Source organism: Aquitalea sp., assembly GCF_030150775.1.
Taxonomy (GTDB): Bacteria; Pseudomonadota; Gammaproteobacteria; order Burkholderiales; family Chromobacteriaceae; genus Aquitalea; species Aquitalea denitrificans.
The window spans coordinates 32,449-50,991 of sequence record NZ_JASLFG010000055.1 but is presented as its reverse complement, the minus strand read 5'-3'; the positions used below and the strand labels follow the sequence as shown (position 1 = coordinate 50,991).

The 18,543-nt window shown below is 60.2% G+C and carries 16 protein-coding genes and 1 tRNA gene; 9 read left to right on the top strand and 8 right to left on the bottom strand.

The annotated features are described in order from the left end of the window. Positions 1 to 13: 13 nt before the first annotated feature. The 4 genes from QVF59_RS18290 to QVF59_RS18275 all read right to left on the bottom strand — a co-directional run bounded on the left by QVF59_RS18290 (position 14) and on the right by QVF59_RS18275 (position 3,891). On the bottom strand, positions 14 to 1,273 hold the full coding sequence (locus QVF59_RS18290; RefSeq protein ID WP_287881680.1) for an NRAMP family divalent metal transporter: 1,260 nt from the start codon (positions 1,271 to 1,273) through the stop codon (positions 14 to 16). Next, positions 1,270 to 2,148 carry a protease modulator HflC gene (gene hflC, locus QVF59_RS18285; protein WP_159879188.1) on the bottom strand — a complete coding sequence of 293 codons (879 nt, stop codon included), beginning with the start codon at positions 2,146 to 2,148 and terminating at the stop codon, positions 1,270 to 1,272. Before hflC ends, QVF59_RS18290 begins: the two co-directional genes overlap by 4 nt. Then, complete coding sequence (hflK, locus tag QVF59_RS18280) at positions 2,148 to 3,191, bottom strand: FtsH protease activity modulator HflK (RefSeq protein WP_240902520.1); 1,044 nt, start codon at positions 3,189 to 3,191, stop codon at positions 2,148 to 2,150. Before hflK ends, hflC begins: the two co-directional genes overlap by 1 nt. A gap of 133 nt (positions 3,192 to 3,324) precedes the next feature. Then, positions 3,325 to 3,891 carry a DUF4337 domain-containing protein gene (locus tag QVF59_RS18275; RefSeq protein ID WP_287881677.1) on the bottom strand — a complete coding sequence of 189 codons (567 nt, stop codon included), beginning with the start codon at positions 3,889 to 3,891 and terminating at the stop codon, positions 3,325 to 3,327. A 244-nt stretch (positions 3,892 to 4,135) separates the two neighbouring features. Here QVF59_RS18275 and QVF59_RS18270 point away from each other — a divergent pair. Then, positions 4,136 to 4,209 (top strand) — tRNA-Gly (locus QVF59_RS18270). Positions 4,210 to 4,426: 217 nt separating this feature from the next. Here the strand turns inward: QVF59_RS18270 and QVF59_RS18265 are convergent. The 3 genes from QVF59_RS18265 to QVF59_RS18255 all read right to left on the bottom strand — a co-directional run bounded on the left by QVF59_RS18265 (position 4,427) and on the right by QVF59_RS18255 (position 7,491). Then, complete coding sequence (locus QVF59_RS18265; protein ID WP_287881675.1) at positions 4,427 to 5,443, bottom strand: fumarylacetoacetate hydrolase family protein; 1,017 nt, start codon at positions 5,441 to 5,443, stop codon at positions 4,427 to 4,429. Between the two features lie 82 nt (positions 5,444 to 5,525). After that, positions 5,526 to 6,857: an MFS transporter gene (locus QVF59_RS18260; RefSeq protein ID WP_287881673.1), complete on the bottom strand. Its 1,332-nt coding sequence runs from the start codon at positions 6,855 to 6,857 to the stop codon at positions 5,526 to 5,528. A 79-nt stretch (positions 6,858 to 6,936) separates the two neighbouring features. Beyond that, a complete protein-coding gene (locus QVF59_RS18255; protein WP_159879196.1) occupies positions 6,937 to 7,491 on the bottom strand; it encodes a VOC family protein in 555 nt (184 codons plus the stop codon). 132 nt (positions 7,492 to 7,623) lie between these two features. Between QVF59_RS18255 and QVF59_RS18250 the strand changes: the two genes are divergently transcribed. The 3 genes from QVF59_RS18250 to QVF59_RS18240 all read left to right on the top strand — a co-directional run bounded on the left by QVF59_RS18250 (position 7,624) and on the right by QVF59_RS18240 (position 12,905). After that, positions 7,624 to 8,523, top strand: a complete 900-nt coding sequence (locus QVF59_RS18250) for a LysR family transcriptional regulator (protein WP_287881671.1) — start codon at positions 7,624 to 7,626, stop codon at positions 8,521 to 8,523. A 298-nt stretch (positions 8,524 to 8,821) separates the two neighbouring features. Beyond that, positions 8,822 to 10,471 carry a SulP family inorganic anion transporter gene (locus QVF59_RS18245; protein WP_287881669.1) on the top strand — a complete coding sequence of 550 codons (1,650 nt, stop codon included), beginning with the start codon at positions 8,822 to 8,824 and terminating at the stop codon, positions 10,469 to 10,471. A 283-nt stretch (positions 10,472 to 10,754) separates the two neighbouring features. After that, the gene (locus QVF59_RS18240) at positions 10,755 to 12,905 is read left to right on the top strand and encodes an AsmA family protein (protein ID WP_159879202.1); all 2,151 of its coding nucleotides are present in this window, start codon (positions 10,755 to 10,757) and stop codon (positions 12,903 to 12,905) included. Positions 12,906 to 13,004: 99 nt separating this feature from the next. Here QVF59_RS18240 and QVF59_RS18235 read toward each other — a convergent pair whose 3' ends face one another. Then, on the bottom strand, positions 13,005 to 14,972 hold the full coding sequence (locus QVF59_RS18235; protein ID WP_159879204.1) for a monovalent cation:proton antiporter family protein: 1,968 nt from the start codon (positions 14,970 to 14,972) through the stop codon (positions 13,005 to 13,007). Between the two features lie 215 nt (positions 14,973 to 15,187). On the opposite strand from QVF59_RS18235, the gene QVF59_RS18230 reads away from it, so the two are divergent. Genes QVF59_RS18230 through lptB form a run of 5 tightly spaced genes read left to right on the top strand, consistent with a single transcriptional unit; the run spans position 15,188 to position 18,540 of the window. Next, a complete protein-coding gene (locus QVF59_RS18230) occupies positions 15,188 to 16,168 on the top strand; it encodes a KpsF/GutQ family sugar-phosphate isomerase (protein ID WP_159879206.1) in 981 nt (326 codons plus the stop codon). Positions 16,169 to 16,186: 18 nt separating this feature from the next. After that, positions 16,187 to 16,711 carry a KdsC family phosphatase gene (locus QVF59_RS18225; protein ID WP_159879208.1) on the top strand — a complete coding sequence of 175 codons (525 nt, stop codon included), beginning with the start codon at positions 16,187 to 16,189 and terminating at the stop codon, positions 16,709 to 16,711. Beyond that, the gene (gene lptC, locus QVF59_RS18220; protein WP_159879210.1) at positions 16,708 to 17,268 is read left to right on the top strand and encodes an LPS export ABC transporter periplasmic protein LptC; all 561 of its coding nucleotides are present in this window, start codon (positions 16,708 to 16,710) and stop codon (positions 17,266 to 17,268) included. Before QVF59_RS18225 ends, lptC begins: the two co-directional genes overlap by 4 nt. Beyond that, positions 17,258 to 17,812, top strand: a complete 555-nt coding sequence (gene lptA, locus QVF59_RS18215; protein WP_159879212.1) for a lipopolysaccharide transport periplasmic protein LptA — start codon at positions 17,258 to 17,260, stop codon at positions 17,810 to 17,812. Before lptC ends, lptA begins: the two co-directional genes overlap by 11 nt. After that, positions 17,809 to 18,540 carry an LPS export ABC transporter ATP-binding protein gene (gene lptB, locus QVF59_RS18210; protein ID WP_287881664.1) on the top strand — a complete coding sequence of 244 codons (732 nt, stop codon included), beginning with the start codon at positions 17,809 to 17,811 and terminating at the stop codon, positions 18,538 to 18,540. The genes lptA and lptB overlap by 4 nt, the downstream gene beginning before the upstream one ends. Positions 18,541 to 18,543 lie beyond the last annotated feature (3 nt).

Below are 18,543 nucleotides of genomic sequence, written 5' to 3'. Positions count from 1 at the left end.
ATGGCCTGCTGCCTCAGGCAGCCAGGGCACCAGCAAACCCGGCAAACAGACCAAGGCCACCGGCCAGTAAAAACAGGGCCGCCACCAGCACGGCATACGGTCCTTGCAGACGCAAGGCTGGCGGCAGTTCGCAGCGTGCCAGCCGGTACAGGAAACCCAGTACCAGCGGCAGCAACACAGCATTGAGTACGGCAGTGGCAATCGACAAGCGCACCAGGCTTGGGCTGATGGCCACCACCACGGCAGCCAGCAGCAACATCAGGGCAAAGGCAGCATAGAACCACGGCACCTGCCGCGGGTGCTCGGCCAGGGCATGATGCCGGCCACCCAGCTCGCCCAGCGCCCAGACTGCCGACAGGCACACCACAATGGTGGCCACCAAGGCTCCGCCGCTGAGTGCCAGTGCAAACAGCAGCCGGCCTGCCAGCGGGCCCAGCGCGGAACCAAAGGCATTGGCCAGTTCCGGTATGGTATCCAGCACGACCCCGCCATGACCGGCAAATACGGCAGCAGCCGCCATCAGGACTGCCGCCGTGATCAGCTGGCACAGTATGGCGCCGAGCATGGTGTCGATACGCGCGGCGCGCAGATCATCCAGATTCAGCCCCTTGTCGATCAGCGCAGACTGTTGATAAAACACCGTCCACGGCATCACGCTGCTACCCAGATTGGCGGCCAGCAGATACAGATAACTGGCATCGTGCAGCGGCATCTCCAGCAATTGCGGCTTTATGTGCTGCCAGCTTGGGTAGGCGTGCCACGCCATCCACAGGAAAGCCAGCTCCGCCACGCCAAACAGCATGGCAACCCGCTCCACCTCGCGGTAGCTGCCACTGCAAACCATCAGGAAGATCAACACAGCCACCAGGCTGACGCTCTGCCATACCGGCACGCCATACAGCTGTGCCACCCCGGACAGACCACTCATTTCGGTAAGCAAGGCACCAAAGCAGCTCAGGATCAAGGCACAGGTGGACAACCAGGCCCAGCCGCGGCCAAAGCGCTGCAGCACCAGTTCGCCATAGCCTTTGCCGGTGGACAGCGCCAGTCGCACCGTCAGTTCCTGCACGATGAATAGCAGCGGAATGATGAGGAACTGCAACAGCAATAGGCGGTAGCCCCACTGCGCACCGCTCTGGGCGGCGGTGAGCACGCTGCCGGCATCGGTATCGGCCAGCATCACCACCAGCCCTGGCCCCAGGGTGGCAGCCAGCCGCTGCAGGCGGCCAAGGCGCGGCGACAGGATACGCAAGGCGCTGACCAGCTGGGTCATGGCTTGCCGCTGGCCGGGCCGTTGCGGAAGTCATGCAGCAAGGCGGAATCCGGTGTCAGCAGCAGCGTGGGAGCAGAGTCCGACAGCGCCTGGCGGTAAGTCTGCAAGGAACGGTAGAACTTGTAGAACTTGGGGTCCTTGCCAAAGGCGGCCGCCAGAATACGATTGGCCTGAGCATCCGCCTCGCCATGAATGATGGCGCTTTGACGTTGCGCTTCAGACAGAATGACAGTGCGCTCACCATCAGCCTTGGCCTGGATTTCCTGTGACCACTGTCCGCCCTGGGCGCGCAGCTCACGCGCTTCTTGCTGACGTGCTGACTTCATGCGGTCGTAAATGGCCTGGCTGGTTTCCAGCGGCAGGTCGGCACGGTGCAGACGCACTTCGGTCACCTCGATACCCAGCATGCGGGCGCGGGTGGCGGTTTCCTGCTGGATTTGCTGCACGATGCGGGTACGCTCTTCCGATAGCAGGGCCTTGAGCGGCACCTTGCCCAGTTCGCGCCGCAGCGAGGTGCTGACCAGTTGGGTCAGCTGTAGCCGCGCCTGGTCCTCAGTACGCAGTGCCTGGTAAAAACGCAGCGGGTTGGCAATGCGGTAACGGGTATAGGTTTCCGCTTCCACCCGTTTTTCATCGCCCAGGATGATCTGCTCCGGCGGCGGTGCCAGGGTTTGCAAGCGCACATCGTAAAACTGCAGGCTGTCCACCAGCGGCAGCTTGAACTTGAGGCCAGGCTCGGCGTCCACGTCTATCGGTGCGCCCAGGCGGATGATCAGACCCTTCTGCCCCTCGCTGAGGGTATAGAAAGAAGACGACAGCAGCCACACGGCCGCCAGGGCGGCCACAATGCCCGCACCCTTGTAGGAAGTAGCCATCAACGCGTCTCCTTGGCAGGCTTGGCCTTGTCTTTGTCCTGCAACTGCAACAGCGACAGCACACCGCCATTGCCGCCCTTGCCGGAGGAATCCACCACCACCTTGCTGGCCTTTTTCAGCACTTCGTCCATGCTGTCCAGATACAGCCGCCAGGCGGTGACATCCTTGGCCTGGGCATAGCTCTGGTAAACCGAATCAAACCGCTTGGCCTCGCCCTGCGCCAGATTCACCACCTGGCTTTGATAGGCCTGAGCCTCCTGCATGATGCGGGCGGCATCGCCACGCGCCTTGGGCAGAATGTCGTTGCTGTAAGCCTGGGCTTCGTTGCGTGCGCGTTCCTGGTCGGCACGGGCGCGCTGTACATCGTTGAAGGCGTCGATCACCGCCGCCGGCGGGTCCACCCGCTGCAACTGCACCTGAGTGACGATGATGCCGCTTTCGGCTTCATCCAGACGGCTTTGCAGCAAGCTGCGGGTCTCCTCTGCCACCTGCTGGCGACGGTTGGACATCACCGCCTGGATGGGCGTGCGTGACACCACCTCGCGCATGGCGCTTTCGGCGGCAATGCGCAGCGAGGTTTCCGGGTTGTTCACCTTGAACAAAAACTGCCCGGCGTCCTTGATGCGCCAGAACACCACGCCATCGGCCTCGACGATGTTTTCGTCACCGGTCAGCATCTGCTTGTCACGCGGATCGGTGGAATCCGTGGTAACACCGTCGTACAGATTAGCCAGCTTCAGCTGCTTGATCTGGGTAACCTTGGGCAGCATGACGGTTTCGATCGGCCATGGCAGGTGATAGTGCAAGCCGGCCTGGGTGGTATCCACCCAGCGGCCCAGGCGCAACACCACGCCCTGCTCATCCGGCTGCACCTTGTAGATGCCGGCCATGATCCAGCCAATGACCAGCAGGCCACCCAACAGCAGCAAACCCTTGCCGCGCATGCCCATTACGTCCAGGTAATAATCTACGCGCTGCGCCCAACTGCTGCGTGATGCGCCCTGCCCTGTTACTGCCGCTTGTCCGGCCTCGTCTTGTTGCACTGCATTGCCTTTCTTGTTGCGGGCCTCTCCCGCGCTTGCCGCCTGCCGGCATGTCAGCCCAATCGCTGGCAGCCATTGTCTACAACGCAGCAGGGTTATTGGCGGATGACAGCCCCTGCTGCGCACGCTTGTGCTACAGCCAGGTGCTAAGCGCCAGGCCTATGCCACCCAGGGCCGAAACCAAAGAAACAGCCAGCAACCAGCGTCGCTGGGTCAGCACCGTGATGGATGCCATGGCAACGGCAATCTGGATCAGCGTCATCGCCAGCGCCATGCGCTCGTGCGGACGCAATACCTTTTCGGATTCTTCACTCAGCTGGCGCGACTCTTCCTGTAAAGCCTGGGCTTTCTTCAGCTGCTCAGCCTGTTGGGTTTGCTGCTTTTGCAAGTCCGCCTGGTAACGGGCTTGCTCTGCCGGGTCGCGCACCAGCACCAGCGCCAGCTGGTCCAGATGGGCCTTGGTCGATTTGGCCTGATAGTAGGCCCAGGCATCGGATGCCTCGGACTGTTTGAGAATGCTCTGGTTTTTCAGAAACAAGGCTTCATTCTGCTTGGCGCCGCTCTGGTAGCTGAACACCGCGCCAATCGTGGCCAGAATGGCAGTCAACAAGGCAATCTTCTGCGCCAGCTGGCCCTTTTCGGCCTCCTCTTCCAGCAGCTTTTCATGCAGCCCTGCAATCTCGTATTCTTCCTCAGCCATATAACTTCTCCGTGGTCTGGATAGCCGACGTTTTATTCCGCAAGCATGGCCGGCATGCTCGCGCGCGCGCGCCTGTCAAACAAGCGGATTTCTGTGCAGTTTTTGTATCAAGCCAGCTAGCCAGCCATAGCGGGCCCGGGAAGGTATAGCCGGATTGATCCGCCCGAATCAGCTGGGCCACCACCCCACAGGCCGTAGAAGCAGCTACCCAGCCAGGGAAAACCCGGTTACAATGCACCCCTTCGCGGGCGTCGTATAATGGTAATACCCAAGCTTCCCAAGCTTGTGCCGTGGGTTCGATTCCCATCGCCCGCTCCACACCGGATTCCTGTAGATCCTTGATCTGCAAAAGAAAAAGCCAACCGTTACCGGTTGGCTTTTTTCATGTCTGATCAGCAGTACCTGCTACTGCCGACCCCAGCAAATACCACCTGGTGGCACCGCCGGCAAGACGGCTACATCTTGCTGAACTGATTCCGCAGACTCGGGCAGGAGCCCAGCTATTGCCGATGCCATGGCTGAGCGCATGTGGTGCTCATTGGCCAAAAATCATCACCTGCTGCTCGATGGCACCGAAAATACTTGTCCCGGCCTCGTCCAGCATCTCAATGCACACCCGGTCGCCGGCACGCATGAATGAAGTCTGTGCAGCACCCAGCTCGATGGTTTCATACATGCGGACTTCGGCCAGGCAGCAATAACCCACGCCGCCGTTATCGATGGACGAACCATGCAAGCTGCCCTGCTTGTTCGATACCGTCCCGGAACCGATGATGGAGCCCGCCCGCAGTTCTCTGGTTTTGGCCGCATGCGCAATCAGTTGCGGAAAGTTGAAGGTCATGTCCTGCCCGGCATTTGGGCAACCAAACAGCTCGCCGTTCAGATGTACCCGTAATGGGCGGTGCAGCTTGCCACCCTGCCAATGCCTGCCCAGCTCATCCGGCGTGACAGCCACCGGGCTGAATGCTGAAGCCGGTTTGGACTGGAAAAAACCAAAGCCCTTGGCCAGCTCCGCAGGGATCAGATTGCGCAAGGAGACATCATTGACCAGCATCAGCAGACGAATAGCCGAGCCTGCCTGCGCTGGCGTCGTCCCCATGGCGACATCGGCAGTGATCACGGCAAGCTCGGCTTCAAAGTCGATGCCCCACTCGACGGAGCCGGCGACAATGGGATCGCGTGGGCCGACAAAGGCATCAGACCCGCCCTGATACATCAGCGGACTGGTCCAGAACTCTGGTGGCAAGGCGGCTCCACGGGCACGGCGAACCAGCTCGACATGATTGACATAGGCCGAGCCATCCGCCCACTGGTAAGCACGTGGCAGAGGCGACAGGCATTGTGCCGGGTCAAACAACAAGGCCTTCGGCGGAATCTCCCGGTTCAGTGCCTGATAGCGTTCCTCCAGTCTTGCGGCGACAGCATCCCAGTCATCCAGTGCCTGCTGCAGGCAATCGGCGATGTCGGCCACGGGCAGGCAATGGGTGAGCGAGCGGTTAACCACAACCAGTTGGCCATCGCGGCGGCCATTTTTCAGACTTGCCAGTTTCATGCTGTGTTTCCTGTTTTGATCAATTTTCACATCTGGCCCCACCGGTGGTGAGGCCAGGACAACATTACCGCCAAGTAAACATTCAGCCCGTCACCCCCTTGCCCAGACTGCCGCGCAGGCCAAACAGCAGCAGCACGACAATCAGCAAGGACGGCAAGGCCACCAACTGGAACAGCGCAACCTGCGTCCAGTTCAGTGCAATCAGCTGGCCGCCCACCATCGGCCCGAGTACCGAGCCGATACGCCCTATGCCCAGACTCCAGCCCACGCCGGTAGTACGCAGCGTCGTGGGATAGAAACTGGCTGCCATGGCATTGATGGCAGGCTGACCGCCAACAACGGCAAACCCCACCAGAAACACCAGGGCAAACAGCCAGCCGGCGCTGGAAACGCTGTGACCGATCAGCGCAATCAGTACCGTGGCCAGCATGAAGCAGGGAAGCAGAATCCGGCGAAATCCGGCACGATCAATCAGCCAGCCCATCAGGATGGTGCCCAGCGTGCCTCCCAGCTGCAGCACGGCACCGACCAGCACCGCACGCTCCAGGCTCATACCCGCCAGGCGCGCCAAAGTGGGTAGCCAGTTGGACAGAAAATACAGGGCAATCATGTTGAGAAAACAGACCAGCCACAGCAGCAAGGTGCCGGACCGGCGACCATCCTGAAACAGGGCAAGCAGCGGCATGCTGCCTGTTGGCCGCTCAGCCAGTTGCAATAGCCCATTGGGCGGCAGCGGCACCGACAACACACGCTGCAACAGGACCCGGGCCTGTTCTGGCTGTTGGCGAACCAGCAGCTGGTAGTGGATAGACTCCGGCAGATATCGCCACATCAGCAGTGCGATGAGAATGGGCAGGATTCCACCCAGCACAAACACCGACTGCCAGCCAAAGCGTGGAATCAGTAGCGCCGCCACCAGCCCGCCACTCATTGCCCCCAGCGTAAAACCGCATGAAATCAGCATCATGGTGGAAACCCGTTTGCGCCGCGGGCTGTATTCGCCACACAGCGCCATGGCATTGGGCATGATAGCCCCCAGCCCCAGGCCCGTGATGAAGCGGATCAGCATCAATTGCTGCAGTGTGGTGACCAGCGCGGTCAGCAGCATGCACATGCCAAAGAACAGCGTGGAAACAATCAATACCGGCCTGCGGCCATAGCGATCCGCCAACATGCTGAACAGCAGCGAACCCAGCAACAGCCCCAGCAAGCCAGAGGAAAACACTGGCCCCAGTGCTGATTTGTCCACGGCCCATGTCTGCAACAAAGCAGGGGCGACATAAGCCATGGCTTGCACATCAAAACCATCCAGCACCATGCAGATGCCGCAGAGGATGAAAATCAGCCACTGGTATCTGCCAATCGGACTGGCATCAATCAGTGCGGCCACATCCACTTTTATCGTCTCACTCACGGCGTCTTGCTCCTGATTGTTTTTATGGACACTACCGGCCATGTCAAACCAATGGTCTCTGTCTACGGCCCATCCCCACTCATTCCGCTTGGGCAGACCGGGAGTTCGTCGTATCGTGCATCCAGCGGGCATGATGCGGAGCACGTTTGGTTTGCGACCATTCCTCCAGCATGTCCCACTTCACTGCATCCAGCCTGGCCTGCATCTCTTCCGTGGCGGTATTGGCCGCCAGCTCCAGCCGATGGCCGCTGGGGTCCTGAAAATAAATGGACTGGAACAAGGTATGGTTGGTCGGTCCGACCACTTCAATCCCGTCTGCCTCCAGCCGTGCTTTCACGCTCAGCAGCACAGCAACGGATGCCACTTCCAATGCCAGGTGCTGGGTCCATGCCGGCGTGTTCGGGTCTCGTCCCATTTCCGGCCAGGTAGGCAGTTCGAAAAACGCCAGGACATTGCCATTGCCGGCGTCCAGAAACACATGCATGTATGGATCGGCGGCACCGGTGGAGGGCACCTGGTCTTCGGCAATCGCCAGAATGAATTGCATGTCCAGATACTTCTGATACCAGAGCACGGTCTGTCTGGCATCCTTGCAGCGATACGCAACATGGTGGATTTTCTTGATCAATTGCATGCAGCTGTCTCCCGGTTTTTGAGCGGCCATCCACGACGGGCGCAGCCAATCTGCGCGGTGGGTGTAAACATTTAAAAATGGCTCGAACTATTAATCCAACCGTTTTTCATGATTGATTAATTGGATTTTCTTATGAATATCACGCTGCGCCAGCTGCGGGCTTTTGTCGCCCTGGCACGTACTGGCAGCTTCACGCTGGCCGCCGAAAGCCTGTATATCACCCAGTCAGCCTTGTCTGGCCTGATGCGCGAGCTGGAGAACAATATGGGCATCCGCCTGGTTGACCGCAGCACGCGCCGGGTACAATTGACGGAAATAGGAAGAGAGTTCTATCCGGTTGTTGAGAAAATACTTTCCGACCTGGATCACGTGCTATCTGACGTATCTGAAAAAAAATCACTGCAAAATGGTTTTGTCAGAGTTGCAGCACCACAACTGATGGCCTCAACTCTGCTGCCGGAGCTGATTGCCGCCTATAACGCGGCATTTCCAGCCGTGCGCGTGAAGCTGGTTGATGCGGTCGTGGAAAGTATCGTGTCCAAGGTGTTCTCGGGCGAAGTCGATCTGGGGATCGGACCTGAACGTGAGCCAAATTCGGATATCGCCACCCAAACGCTGTTTTCCGGTCGTTTCATGGCGGTATTCCCGGCGGGGCATCCGCTTGGCAATCAGGCAGAAGTGAGCTGGGAGCAGTTATTGGCCCATCCCTTCATTTCCCTGCAAGGCCAGTTTACCGAACGCCTGAGGCAGGATTTGCACGATGCCGGGGCAGCAATGCGCATTGCGCCCAGCAATGAGGTCGCGTTCATGTCCACCGCACTGGCCATGGTCAACGCGGGTCTGGGGGTAACGGCCTGCATCAGCTATGCCACATCACTGGTAACGCTGTACCGTCTGGAAATGCGCCCATTGGTCGACCCGGTCTTGCACCGCGATTTTTACTGCTTTACTCAGCACAGCCGTTCACTCAGCCCCGCGGCACAGAGTTTCAAAACCTTTGCCAGCAGCTACCTGGCCACCATTGCCACATGATGCAGCCGCTGCCGGAATCTGGCTGTTGGCAGTAGCAAACAGCGGCTTCGATCCGGCACGCCCTGCGGCTTTGCCCGCGCCAGCGCGCTTACAGCAATAGTCTATTTGCATTATTGTGGCCGCGCGGCACTGCTCATAACATCTAGCCCATCACCAGAGCGGTGGATCAGGGTAGTCACCCCCCCTTCAGTCCATTGCATCCGCCCCCAGCATTGCCCGGCAGGTATTGCCGCGGCCAAACACGGCACAGACCGGTTGCATGGGTCGGCAAATTCACTCCAGGCATGGGACCGCAGAGATGAAAAGCTTTCACAGCATTGCCGCCGGCCTGATTACGGCCAGCATTGCCATTTCCGTCAACGCCGCATTTTCCGACCTGCTCAGCACGGCCCTGCACACCGTGGCGGCACGGGCCTTGCTGTTTTCGCTGATGATGGCCGCATGCTGCCTTGCCATGCTGCTGGTTGCCGGTAACAGCCGGCTTAAGCTGGCCATTCCCGGCCTGGATGAGCCTGCCATGGTGATTCTCGCCGCGCTGGCCACCACGAGCACCCTGCATCTTGCCAGCTTGCATGTTTCACCCGAGCAACTGCTCAGCACGCTGCTGATCACCAATGCCCTGACCGCCCTGCTGGCTGCTGCGGTGTTCCTGCTGGCCGCACGCTTTCGCGCCGGCCAACTGGCACGCTGCCTGCCCTTTCCGGTGCTGGCAGCCTTCATGGCCAGCAGCGGGCTGTTGCTGGTGGTGTTCGGTCTGAGCATCTCCGCCTCGCACAGCCTGTCCATCAGCCAGCTGGCCAGCTGGCATCTGTCTGGTCTGGAGATCACACAACTGGGCTGGGGCCTGGCCTTTGGTCTGCTGCTGTTGCTGTGCATGCGCAAGGTGGACCACCCGGCCATGCTTACCGCCCTGCTGTCACTCGCCTGCCTGTTGAGCCCGTCTTCCCCAGCCCTGTCGACGGGTAGCAACCTGCCAACGCTGCAGCTCGTTGCACCGGTCTGGTCGGAAATACTGGCAGCACTCCCCACCATGGCTGCCGCCGCCATCATGGCCATGCTGGGCAGTACCAGCAACATCATGGCACTGGATCAGGCCCAACATGCCGGAGCCGACCTTAACCACGAACTGCGCATGAACGGCATCGCCTGCCTGGGTTCTGCACTGTGTGCCGGTCCACCAGTCAGCGTAATGCTGTCTGACAGCCTGCTGGCCGGCAGCATGGGGGCGCAGCGCTGGCCACTGGCCATCAGCTTTATTGCCTGTGGCATGGTTGCCATCTGGCAGCAGCAATTGATGCTCAGCCTGATCCAGCCCTTCGTGCTGGGCGGCGTGCTGGTTTATTTCGGGCTGGAACTGCTCAGCCAGTGGCTGCGCCGCTGGTCTGCCCTGGCCAGCGCCGAGCGCGGCATTCTGCTGGGCACCATGCTGACCTTCCTACTGGTGAATGTGGTGGCCGGCATTGCGGTGGGACTGGTGTTGTCGGCCCTGTTGTTTTGCTATCGCGCCAGCCAGGAAAACCTGCTGCGCACCATTGCCGTGCTGCCGGGCAATCCGCATAAGGCGGAACAGGGTTTGCTGAAAGTGGAACTGACCGGCCAGCTGTATTTTGGCTCAGCCAGCCGTCTGCACGACCAATTGCAGGTGGAAATACGCCAGCATCTTCCCCGTGGAGGCAGCGTTCAGCTGTGCCTGCGTCATGCCAGTCTGGACAGCTCCGCCATGCAAGCGCTGCATCGTCTGCGCCTGTGGTGCGAACAACAGGGCTATCCGCTGCAGCTGGCCTGCCACGAGGCCACCATGGCCAGCCAGTTACGCCGCTGGGGCATGACAGTGCAGGATGAAGCCCCCAGGCTTGCTCCTTCCCATCCGGAAGGCACACACCATAGAGCCAGGGCAGCCACTACGTCGCCACGCTTCCTGCACCTGCTCCAAACTGGACGCGACTAAGCCGTCAGGCACGGCACTGTACTAGCGCTGCCGTGTAAAAACCGGTAAGCACTGCTGCCCTATCCCTCCATACCAGCCGGCTGCTGCCCGGGCTGCCAGCACCGTTGCGCAGCCCGGTTTGCAGCCTGTCTGCTAAAGCATGCTAAAATTCGCGCTTTACAAACGCGGGCTGCCCGGTAATATTTTGGCTTCGCCAAACTTGGGCAAGCGGCTGCCAAGCCTTGTCAGCCATCGCCATGCTTGCAAACGACACTACCCCGCTTAGCCCCCCGAAGATGCACTCATGAAATGGAACTCCGGCCGGCTATGGCTTCGAATCTCGGTCTACGGCACCACCTCGCTGTTTGCGCTGTTCATCCTTATCCAGGCACTGATATTCTGGCAATTTGATGAATCGGCAGTCCGCAAAACACTCACCAGCGCCCTGAATGACACCCAGCGTCAGCTTGTGGTTGAAGGCAAGATCACCCCGACACTGTTTCCCTCGCCAGGCTTGAGCATCCACCAGCTAAGCATCAGCGAGCCTGGCAGCAAACAGCCGTTTGCCCGGATAGAGCAGCTGGATGTCTACCTGTCCTGGCTGCCTCTGCTTACCGGCAACCGAGAGATCAAGGCGCTGGAGCTGCATGGCGTCACCGCCAGCATCACCCGTGCGGCCGATGGTCGGCTTTCCATCATGGACCTGTTCCAGCGCCGCATTCCCGGCACCATCAGCATGAAGCTGGACCGGCTGGTCATCCGTGAAGGCACCCTGCTGTACAGCGACAAGATGAACGGCAGCGAACAGAAGCTGGACACCATCAGCCTGGATGCCGATGATCTGCGCAGTGGTGCCAGCCTGAGTGCGGCGGCCATTCTCAGTAATGGCAAGCGCCCCATCCGCCTGGCGATCAGCACGCCGCTAACCATTCAGGATGACCAGGTCAGCCTGGAAAAGCTGGACGCCGTAGCCCTATCCGAATTACCAGGGCTGGGGGAAAGCAAATTTACCGCCACCGGCCAGTACAAGCTGAACTTCGCTACCTTGCAAACCTCCGGCAAGGACCTGAGCTTCAGCTTTAGCAGCGAACGTCCCAGCAGCCAGCTGGAGCTGAAAGTTCCGGAACTCAATGCCAGCTTTAACGAAGTCACCATGCCCTCCGGCCATCTGAGCGGCAAGCTCAGTTACGCCCACAGCCAATACCAGCTGGATGCCGGACTGGACAACCTCAAGCTGACCGAAGGCGGACTGGCCGCCGACAAGGTGAAGGGCGATTTCAACTGGCAGGCTGGCGATACCCGGCTCAATTTCAGACTGGATGCACCACTGGCGCTGATGGGCATGAAGCAGCTGCGCATGCAGCCCTTGAACATGACGGCCACGCTCACCACCCCGCTGCTGCCACGCGGCAAGCTGTTCTCCACCATGGAAGGCGCGCTGGATGGCGATCTGGACGAACCACGGCTGAACCTGCGGGTAGCCGGCAAGCTGGATGGTTCCGACCTGTCGGTCACCGTCAGCCAGTTCGGCCTGATGAAGCCGCGTCATGAAGTAACGCTGTCGGTGGGCAAGCTCGACCTGAACCGCTATCTGCCGGAAACCAAGGGCGATCCGGTAGCCATTTTCCAGGACAGCAAGCCGATTCCACTGGACTGGCTGGACTATTTCGACCTCACTGGCAAGGTGGCCGTGGGCGAGCTGGCCATGGGCCGCTTTCGCATGAACAACCTCAACGCCAGCGTGCGCATCAATCCGCGCGAACTGGAGCTGGACCAGATGTCGGCTGACATCTACCAGGGCCGCCTGCAGGGCGACATGCTGCTGGCCCGCCGCGACACGCCACACCTTGAGGTAAAACAGACGCTGAAGGATATGAACATCCGCCCGCTGCTGGTGGATCTGTTCAACTTCAGCCGACTGGATGGCAAGGGCAGCGGCCATATCGACATCAATGCCGATGGCAAATCCTTCCTTGAACTGCGCAACACCCTGACCGGCAATGTGGAAACCAGCCTCAACAAGGGCGCGCTGTCAGGTATCGACCTGGTCGCTGCGCTGAAAAATCTGCCGGCAGAACTCAAGGAATGGAATACCCAGGCCCAGGCTGACCAGAAAACCACCTTCTCCACCCTGTCCACCAGCTTCCGCCTGGACAAGGGCGTGGCCCGTAGCCAAAACATGCAGCTGGCCTCACAGCTGGTCAATGTAAAGGGTTCGGGCAAGGTAGACCTGATCCAGAACATCGTCGACTACACCATGGATGTGCAGGCCAACCCGCAGGAATTCAGCCGCTTCAAGGGCGTAAATGTGCCGTTGAAAATTACCGGGCCGCTCAATGCCCCGGTGTATGCACTGGACTTCAACGCCATGGTCAAGGGCAAGAAAACCGAAGGGGAAAAACAGCAGGCGCTGAAGCAGGAACTGAAAAAGCAGATCACCACCATTCTGCCCTGATCACCCCGCCCCTGCATGCAAAAGGCCGTGTCAATGACACGGCCTTTTGCATGGTGCGAGTGGAAAATCAGCTGGGCAATATGGTTGTGATGCGTAAGCTCAGCCCTGCAGGATGCGGGTTTCCGCCAGCGCCAGCTGCTCTGGCGTGCCCAGCAGCACCAGTACATCGTTGGCGACAATCTCGAAATCGGCATCAAAATCCAGCCGGCGTATGCTGTTGCGACGCAGCGCCTTGACTTCCACGCCCAGCAGCTCCAGCTGCAACGCGCCCAGCGGATGACCGATGGCATACGCCCCCGGACAGGCCTGAATGCTCAGCAAGCGCGGCACCAGCGCCTCGTCCAGCCCCTCGCCATCGTCACTGGTACCGCGAAAGAAGCCGCGGAACAGGTTGTAACGTTCTTCACGCACCGAACGGATGCGGCGCAAAACCCGGTTCAGCGGCACGCCCAGCACCATCAGCGCTTGCGAAGCCAGCATCAGGCTGCCCTCCATCACCTCAGCCACCACTTCGTCCGCCCCGGCACGGCGCAGCTGGTCGATATCGCTGTCATCCACCGTGCGTACGATCACCGGCAGATCAGGCCGCGCCGACTGCACGGTATGCAAAATGCGCAAGGCAGCGTGGGTATCGGCAAAGGTCACCACCACCACCTTGGCCCGCATCAGGCCACCGGCCACCAGTACTTCCTTCTTGCCGGCATCGCCGAACACCACCGGGTCACCAGCTTCACCGGCCTCGCGCACCCGCTCCGGGTCCATGTCCAGCGCAAAGAATGGTATGTCTTCGGTTTCCAGCAGGCGGGCCAGTGCCTGGCCGCTACGCCCATAGCCGCAGATCAGCACATGGTCGGACTTGCCCATGCTTTCCACCATCAGGTGGTGCAGGCTGAAGGCCTGCATCATCCAGTCCTGCTTCACCAGCCGGCGGGTGATGGCCTCGCCGTACATGATCATGAACGGCGCTACCAGCATGGACAGCAAAATGGCGGCAATCGCGGCCTGCTCGGTACTTTCGGCAATCAGCCCCAGATTGCCGGACAGCGCCAGCAGCACAAAGCCGAACTCGCCGCCCTGCGCCAGCGCCAGACCCGCACGCATGGAATGGTTGGGCTGGTGCCGCAACAGACGGCCCAACACGAATACAATGCCCAGCTTGGCCAGCAACAGCAGGCCCAGCATCAGCGCTACCTCACCAAAACGCTCGAACAGCACCGACAGCTGCAGGCGCATGCCCACGGTGACAAAAAAGAAGCCCAGCAAGATGTCGCGGAAGGGCTTGATGTCCTCTTCCACCTGGTAACGGTATTCGGTCTCTGAAATCAGCATGCCGGCCACAAAAGCACCCAGGGCCAGCGACAGGCCGGACAGCTCGGTCAGCCAGGCCACTCCCAGGGTGATCAGCAGCACATTGATCATGAACAGCTCGCCCGAACGCTGGCGCGCCACCAGATGGAACCAGGGCCGTACCAGGCGCTGACCGAAGAACAGCAGCAGGGCCATCACCACCACGACCTTGACGGCAGCCAGCCCCAGATCCATCCACAAGGTCTCGCTGCCGCCGGCAAAGGCAGGCAGCAGAATCAACAGCGGCACCACGGCAATGTCTTGGAACAACAGCACACCGATAGCCAGCTGGCCGTGCTGCTGATTCAGCTCCAGCCGCTCGGTCAGCAATTTGCTGACAATGGCGGTTGATGACATGGCCAGCGCACCGCCCACGGCAAAGCCGGACAGCGCAGAACCGGTCAGCCAACCCATCACCAGCGCAATCAGCGACAGCGTAACCACTACCTGCGCCAGTCCCAGGCCAAATACCAGATGCCGCATCGCCCGCAGCTTGGGCAGGGAAAATTCCAGACCAATGGAGAACATCATGAACACGATGCCGATTTCACCCAGGAACTGCGTCTCCTCGCCCTCGGGAATCAGGCTGGCCACACCAGGACCTGCCAGGAAGCCCACCACCAGATAGCCCAGCATAGGCGGGACGCGCAGGCTGCGGCACAAGGTAACGGACAACACGGCCGCCAGCAGAACCAGCACAATCGGGGCAAGCGAATGCATGAGCGCAACAATCTCCTGTGTAAACGCGGGAAAATCAACATGACGGTAACATCAGTTACCTGCAAAGATGAGCTGTCTGCAGCAAGCAGACAGCATAAAGCATGACCCGGACGCGGGCAAAAACCATCCGGCAACGGCGCACGAAATCAGACACCAAGCAAAAGATGCACCAGCTTCTGCCTCCAGCGATTATAACCTTTGATATACTTTCCCCTATGGAAAAAGCTCAAACAAGCTCCCGGCTCGATCTGGCGCGTGAAGTACTGCAGACCGAGGCGGATGCAATTCTGGCCCTGTCCCGTCGACTCAATGGCGATTTTCTGCGCGCTGTCGATGCCATTCTGGCCTGCACCGGCCGCATCGTCGTCACCGGCATGGGCAAATCCGGCCACGTGGGCCGCAAGATTGCCGCTACCCTGGCCAGCACCGGCAGCCCGGCCTTTTTCGTACACCCAGCCGAGGCAGCCCACGGCGATCTGGGCATGATTACCGCTCAGGATGTGGTCATTGCGCTGTCCAACTCCGGTGAATCGGGCGAAGTGGTGGCCCTGCTGCCGGCACTCAAGCGCAAGGGGCTGGTGCTGATCGGCATGACCGGCAATCCCGCCTCCTCGCTGGGCCGCGAAGCCGACATCCTGCTGGATACCCAGGTGGAAAAGGAAGCCTGCCCGCTGGGCTTGGCCCCCACCACCAGCACCACGGTGCAGATTGCCCTGGGCGATGCCCTGGCCGTCACCCTGCTGGATGCCCGCCAGTTTGGCCCGGAAGACTTTGCCCTGTCCCACCCGGGCGGCAGTCTGGGTCGTCGCCTGCTGGTCCATGTCAAAGACCTGATGCACAGCGGCGACGAACTGCCACGGGTCCTGCCCGGCACCCCGCTCAAGGATGCGCTGCTGGAAATGTCGCACCAGCGCCTTGGCATGGTGGCCATTGCCACGGCTGACAATGTCATCAAGGGCATCTATACCGATGGTGACCTGCGCCGTACGCTGGAACGTTCCGGCAATATCTACGATCTGATCATCGACCAGGTGATGAGCCCCGCCCCGCAAACCATCCTGCACAGCAAGCTGGCCACCGAGGCGGTTCACCTGATGGAGCAACGCCGCATCACCAGCCTGCTGGTGGTGGATGCCGACGGCAAGCTGGCCGGGGCCATCCACATGCACGATCTGCTCAAGGCCGGCGTCGTCTAGCCGCCAACAAGGAAGCCCATGCAAGCCATCACCGAACAAGCCCGCAAGATCAAGCTGCTGATCATGGACGTGGACGGCGTCCTCACCGACGGCCGCATCTACTACAACGCCCAGGGCGAAGAAAGCAAATCCTTCTACGTACAGGACGGCCTTGGCCTCAAGCTGCTGCAATCCACCGGCGTGCGCCTGGCCATCATCTCCGGGCGGGCCGATCGCTGCGTGGAGCATCGTGCCCAGGCGCTGGGCATCGACTTCTATTTCGGCGGCATCCACAACAAGCAGGAAGCCCTGAACCAACTACTAGAACAAGCCGCTGTCAGCCTGGAAGAATGCGCTTTCATCGGGGATGACCTCATCGATCTGCCGGTACTGCGCCGCGTCGGCCTGGCTGTGGCCGTCCCGGCAGCGCCCACCCTGGTGCGCCAGCACGCGCACTATGTCACCGGTTTTCCCGGCGGACAGGGTGCAGTACGTGAGCTGGCCGAACTCATCATGCAGGCACAGGGCAGCTTTGACGCCATCCTGGCCCGGTACCTGGCATGATCCGTTCGCACCGTCTGTTTCCCATCCTGCTGGTGCTGATTACCGGTCTGCTCACCGTCTGGCTGGACGCCGTGTCACGCTGGCAGCCCAACAAGCGCGAACTTGACCCCAACAAGCCCGAGGTCGTGGCCGATAACGTCATGGCCACCCGCTTCGACCCCAAGGGAATGTTGCAGGAAAAACTGATTGCCAGCCGCATGTGGCAATACCCTGACCGCACCGAATCATATTTCGAGGCACCAGACCTGCAAAGCTACAAGAACGGCACACTGGCCTATCACGCCATCGGTGAGAGCGGTCGGTACAACAGCAAGACAAAGCAGGTGCTGTTCGACAAGAAAGTCACACTGATCCAGCCTGCCACCGGTACCCAACAGGAAACCCGTGTGCTCAGCAGCAATATGCGCATCGACACCGTACGCCATATCGCCCAGTCCGCGGCATTGAGCCACTTCTACTACGGCAAGTCGACCGGCAGCGCCGTCGGCTTCATCTACGAACAGCAGGCCGGCCAGTTGCAGCTGCTGTCCAATGCAAAGGTCACTTATGAAAAATAACTGCCGCCGCTTCATCCGGCTGGCCTGGCTGGCCCTAGGCCTGTGCGCCCTCCAGACTGCCCATGCCGAAAAGACTGACCGCGACAAACCCATCGAAATCAGTGCCGACCGCGGCAATCTCGATCAGCTCAAGGGCGTCACGGTATGGCAGGGCAATGTCATCATCATTCAGGGTACACTCAAGCTGAATGCCGACCGCGCCACCGTCACCCAGGACAAGCAGGGGAACCAGACCATGCAGGCCACCGGCCGCCAAGTTGTCTTCCGCCAGAAAATGGATGGCAAGAACGAATGGATCGAAGGCCAGGCCAACCAGTTGGACTACAACACCGTCACCCACGCCGCAGTGCTGACCGGCAACGCCCGCGTCAAGCGTGGCAACGACTTGGTCATCGGCAATGTGATTACCTACAACACCGAAACCGAAATGTATGACGTCAGCAGCGGGGCCAGCAGCAATGGTGGCCGTGTCACTGCCATCATCCAGCCCAAGCCCAGGGACAACACCCCTGCCGCCAAAAAAACCGACGGAAGCGCGCAATGAGCGGCCCCAGCATCCTTAAAGTGGAGCGGCTGAAAAAGCGCTTCAAGAAACGCACGGTGGTCAAAGACGTCGCCTTGCAGATCCAGAGTGGAGAAGTCATCGGTTTGCTTGGCCCGAACGGTGCCGGCAAAACCACCAGCTTTTACATGATTGTCGGACTGATCGGTGCCGATGAAGGCGAAATCACGCTGGATGGCAGCAGCATCACCCATCTGCCCATCCATCAGCGCGCCCGCCTTGGCCTGGGTTATCTGCCGCAGGAAGCCTCCATTTTCCGCAAGATGACGGTAGAGGAAAACATTACCGCAGTGCTGGAAATTGCCGGTTACAAGGGCGACAAGCTGGAGAAGGAACTGAGCCTGCTGCTGGACGACCTCAACATCGCTCACCTGCGCGAAAGCAATGCGCTGGCCCTGTCCGGCGGCGAGCGACGCCGGGTGGAAATTGCCCGGGTACTGGCCACCCGCCCACGCTTCATCCTGCTGGACGAACCCTTTGCCGGTGTCGACCCGATTGCCGTGATCGACATCCAGAAAATCATCACTTTCCTGCAACAGCGTGGCATCGGCGTACTGATAACCGACCACAATGTCCGGGAAACCCTGCGCATCTGCGACCGGGCCTACATCATCAGCGATGGCTCGGTACTGGCATCCGGCGAACCGGAAGAACTGGTCAACAACGAGAAAGTGCGCCAGGTCTACCTGGGCGAGCACTTCCACCTGTAAACC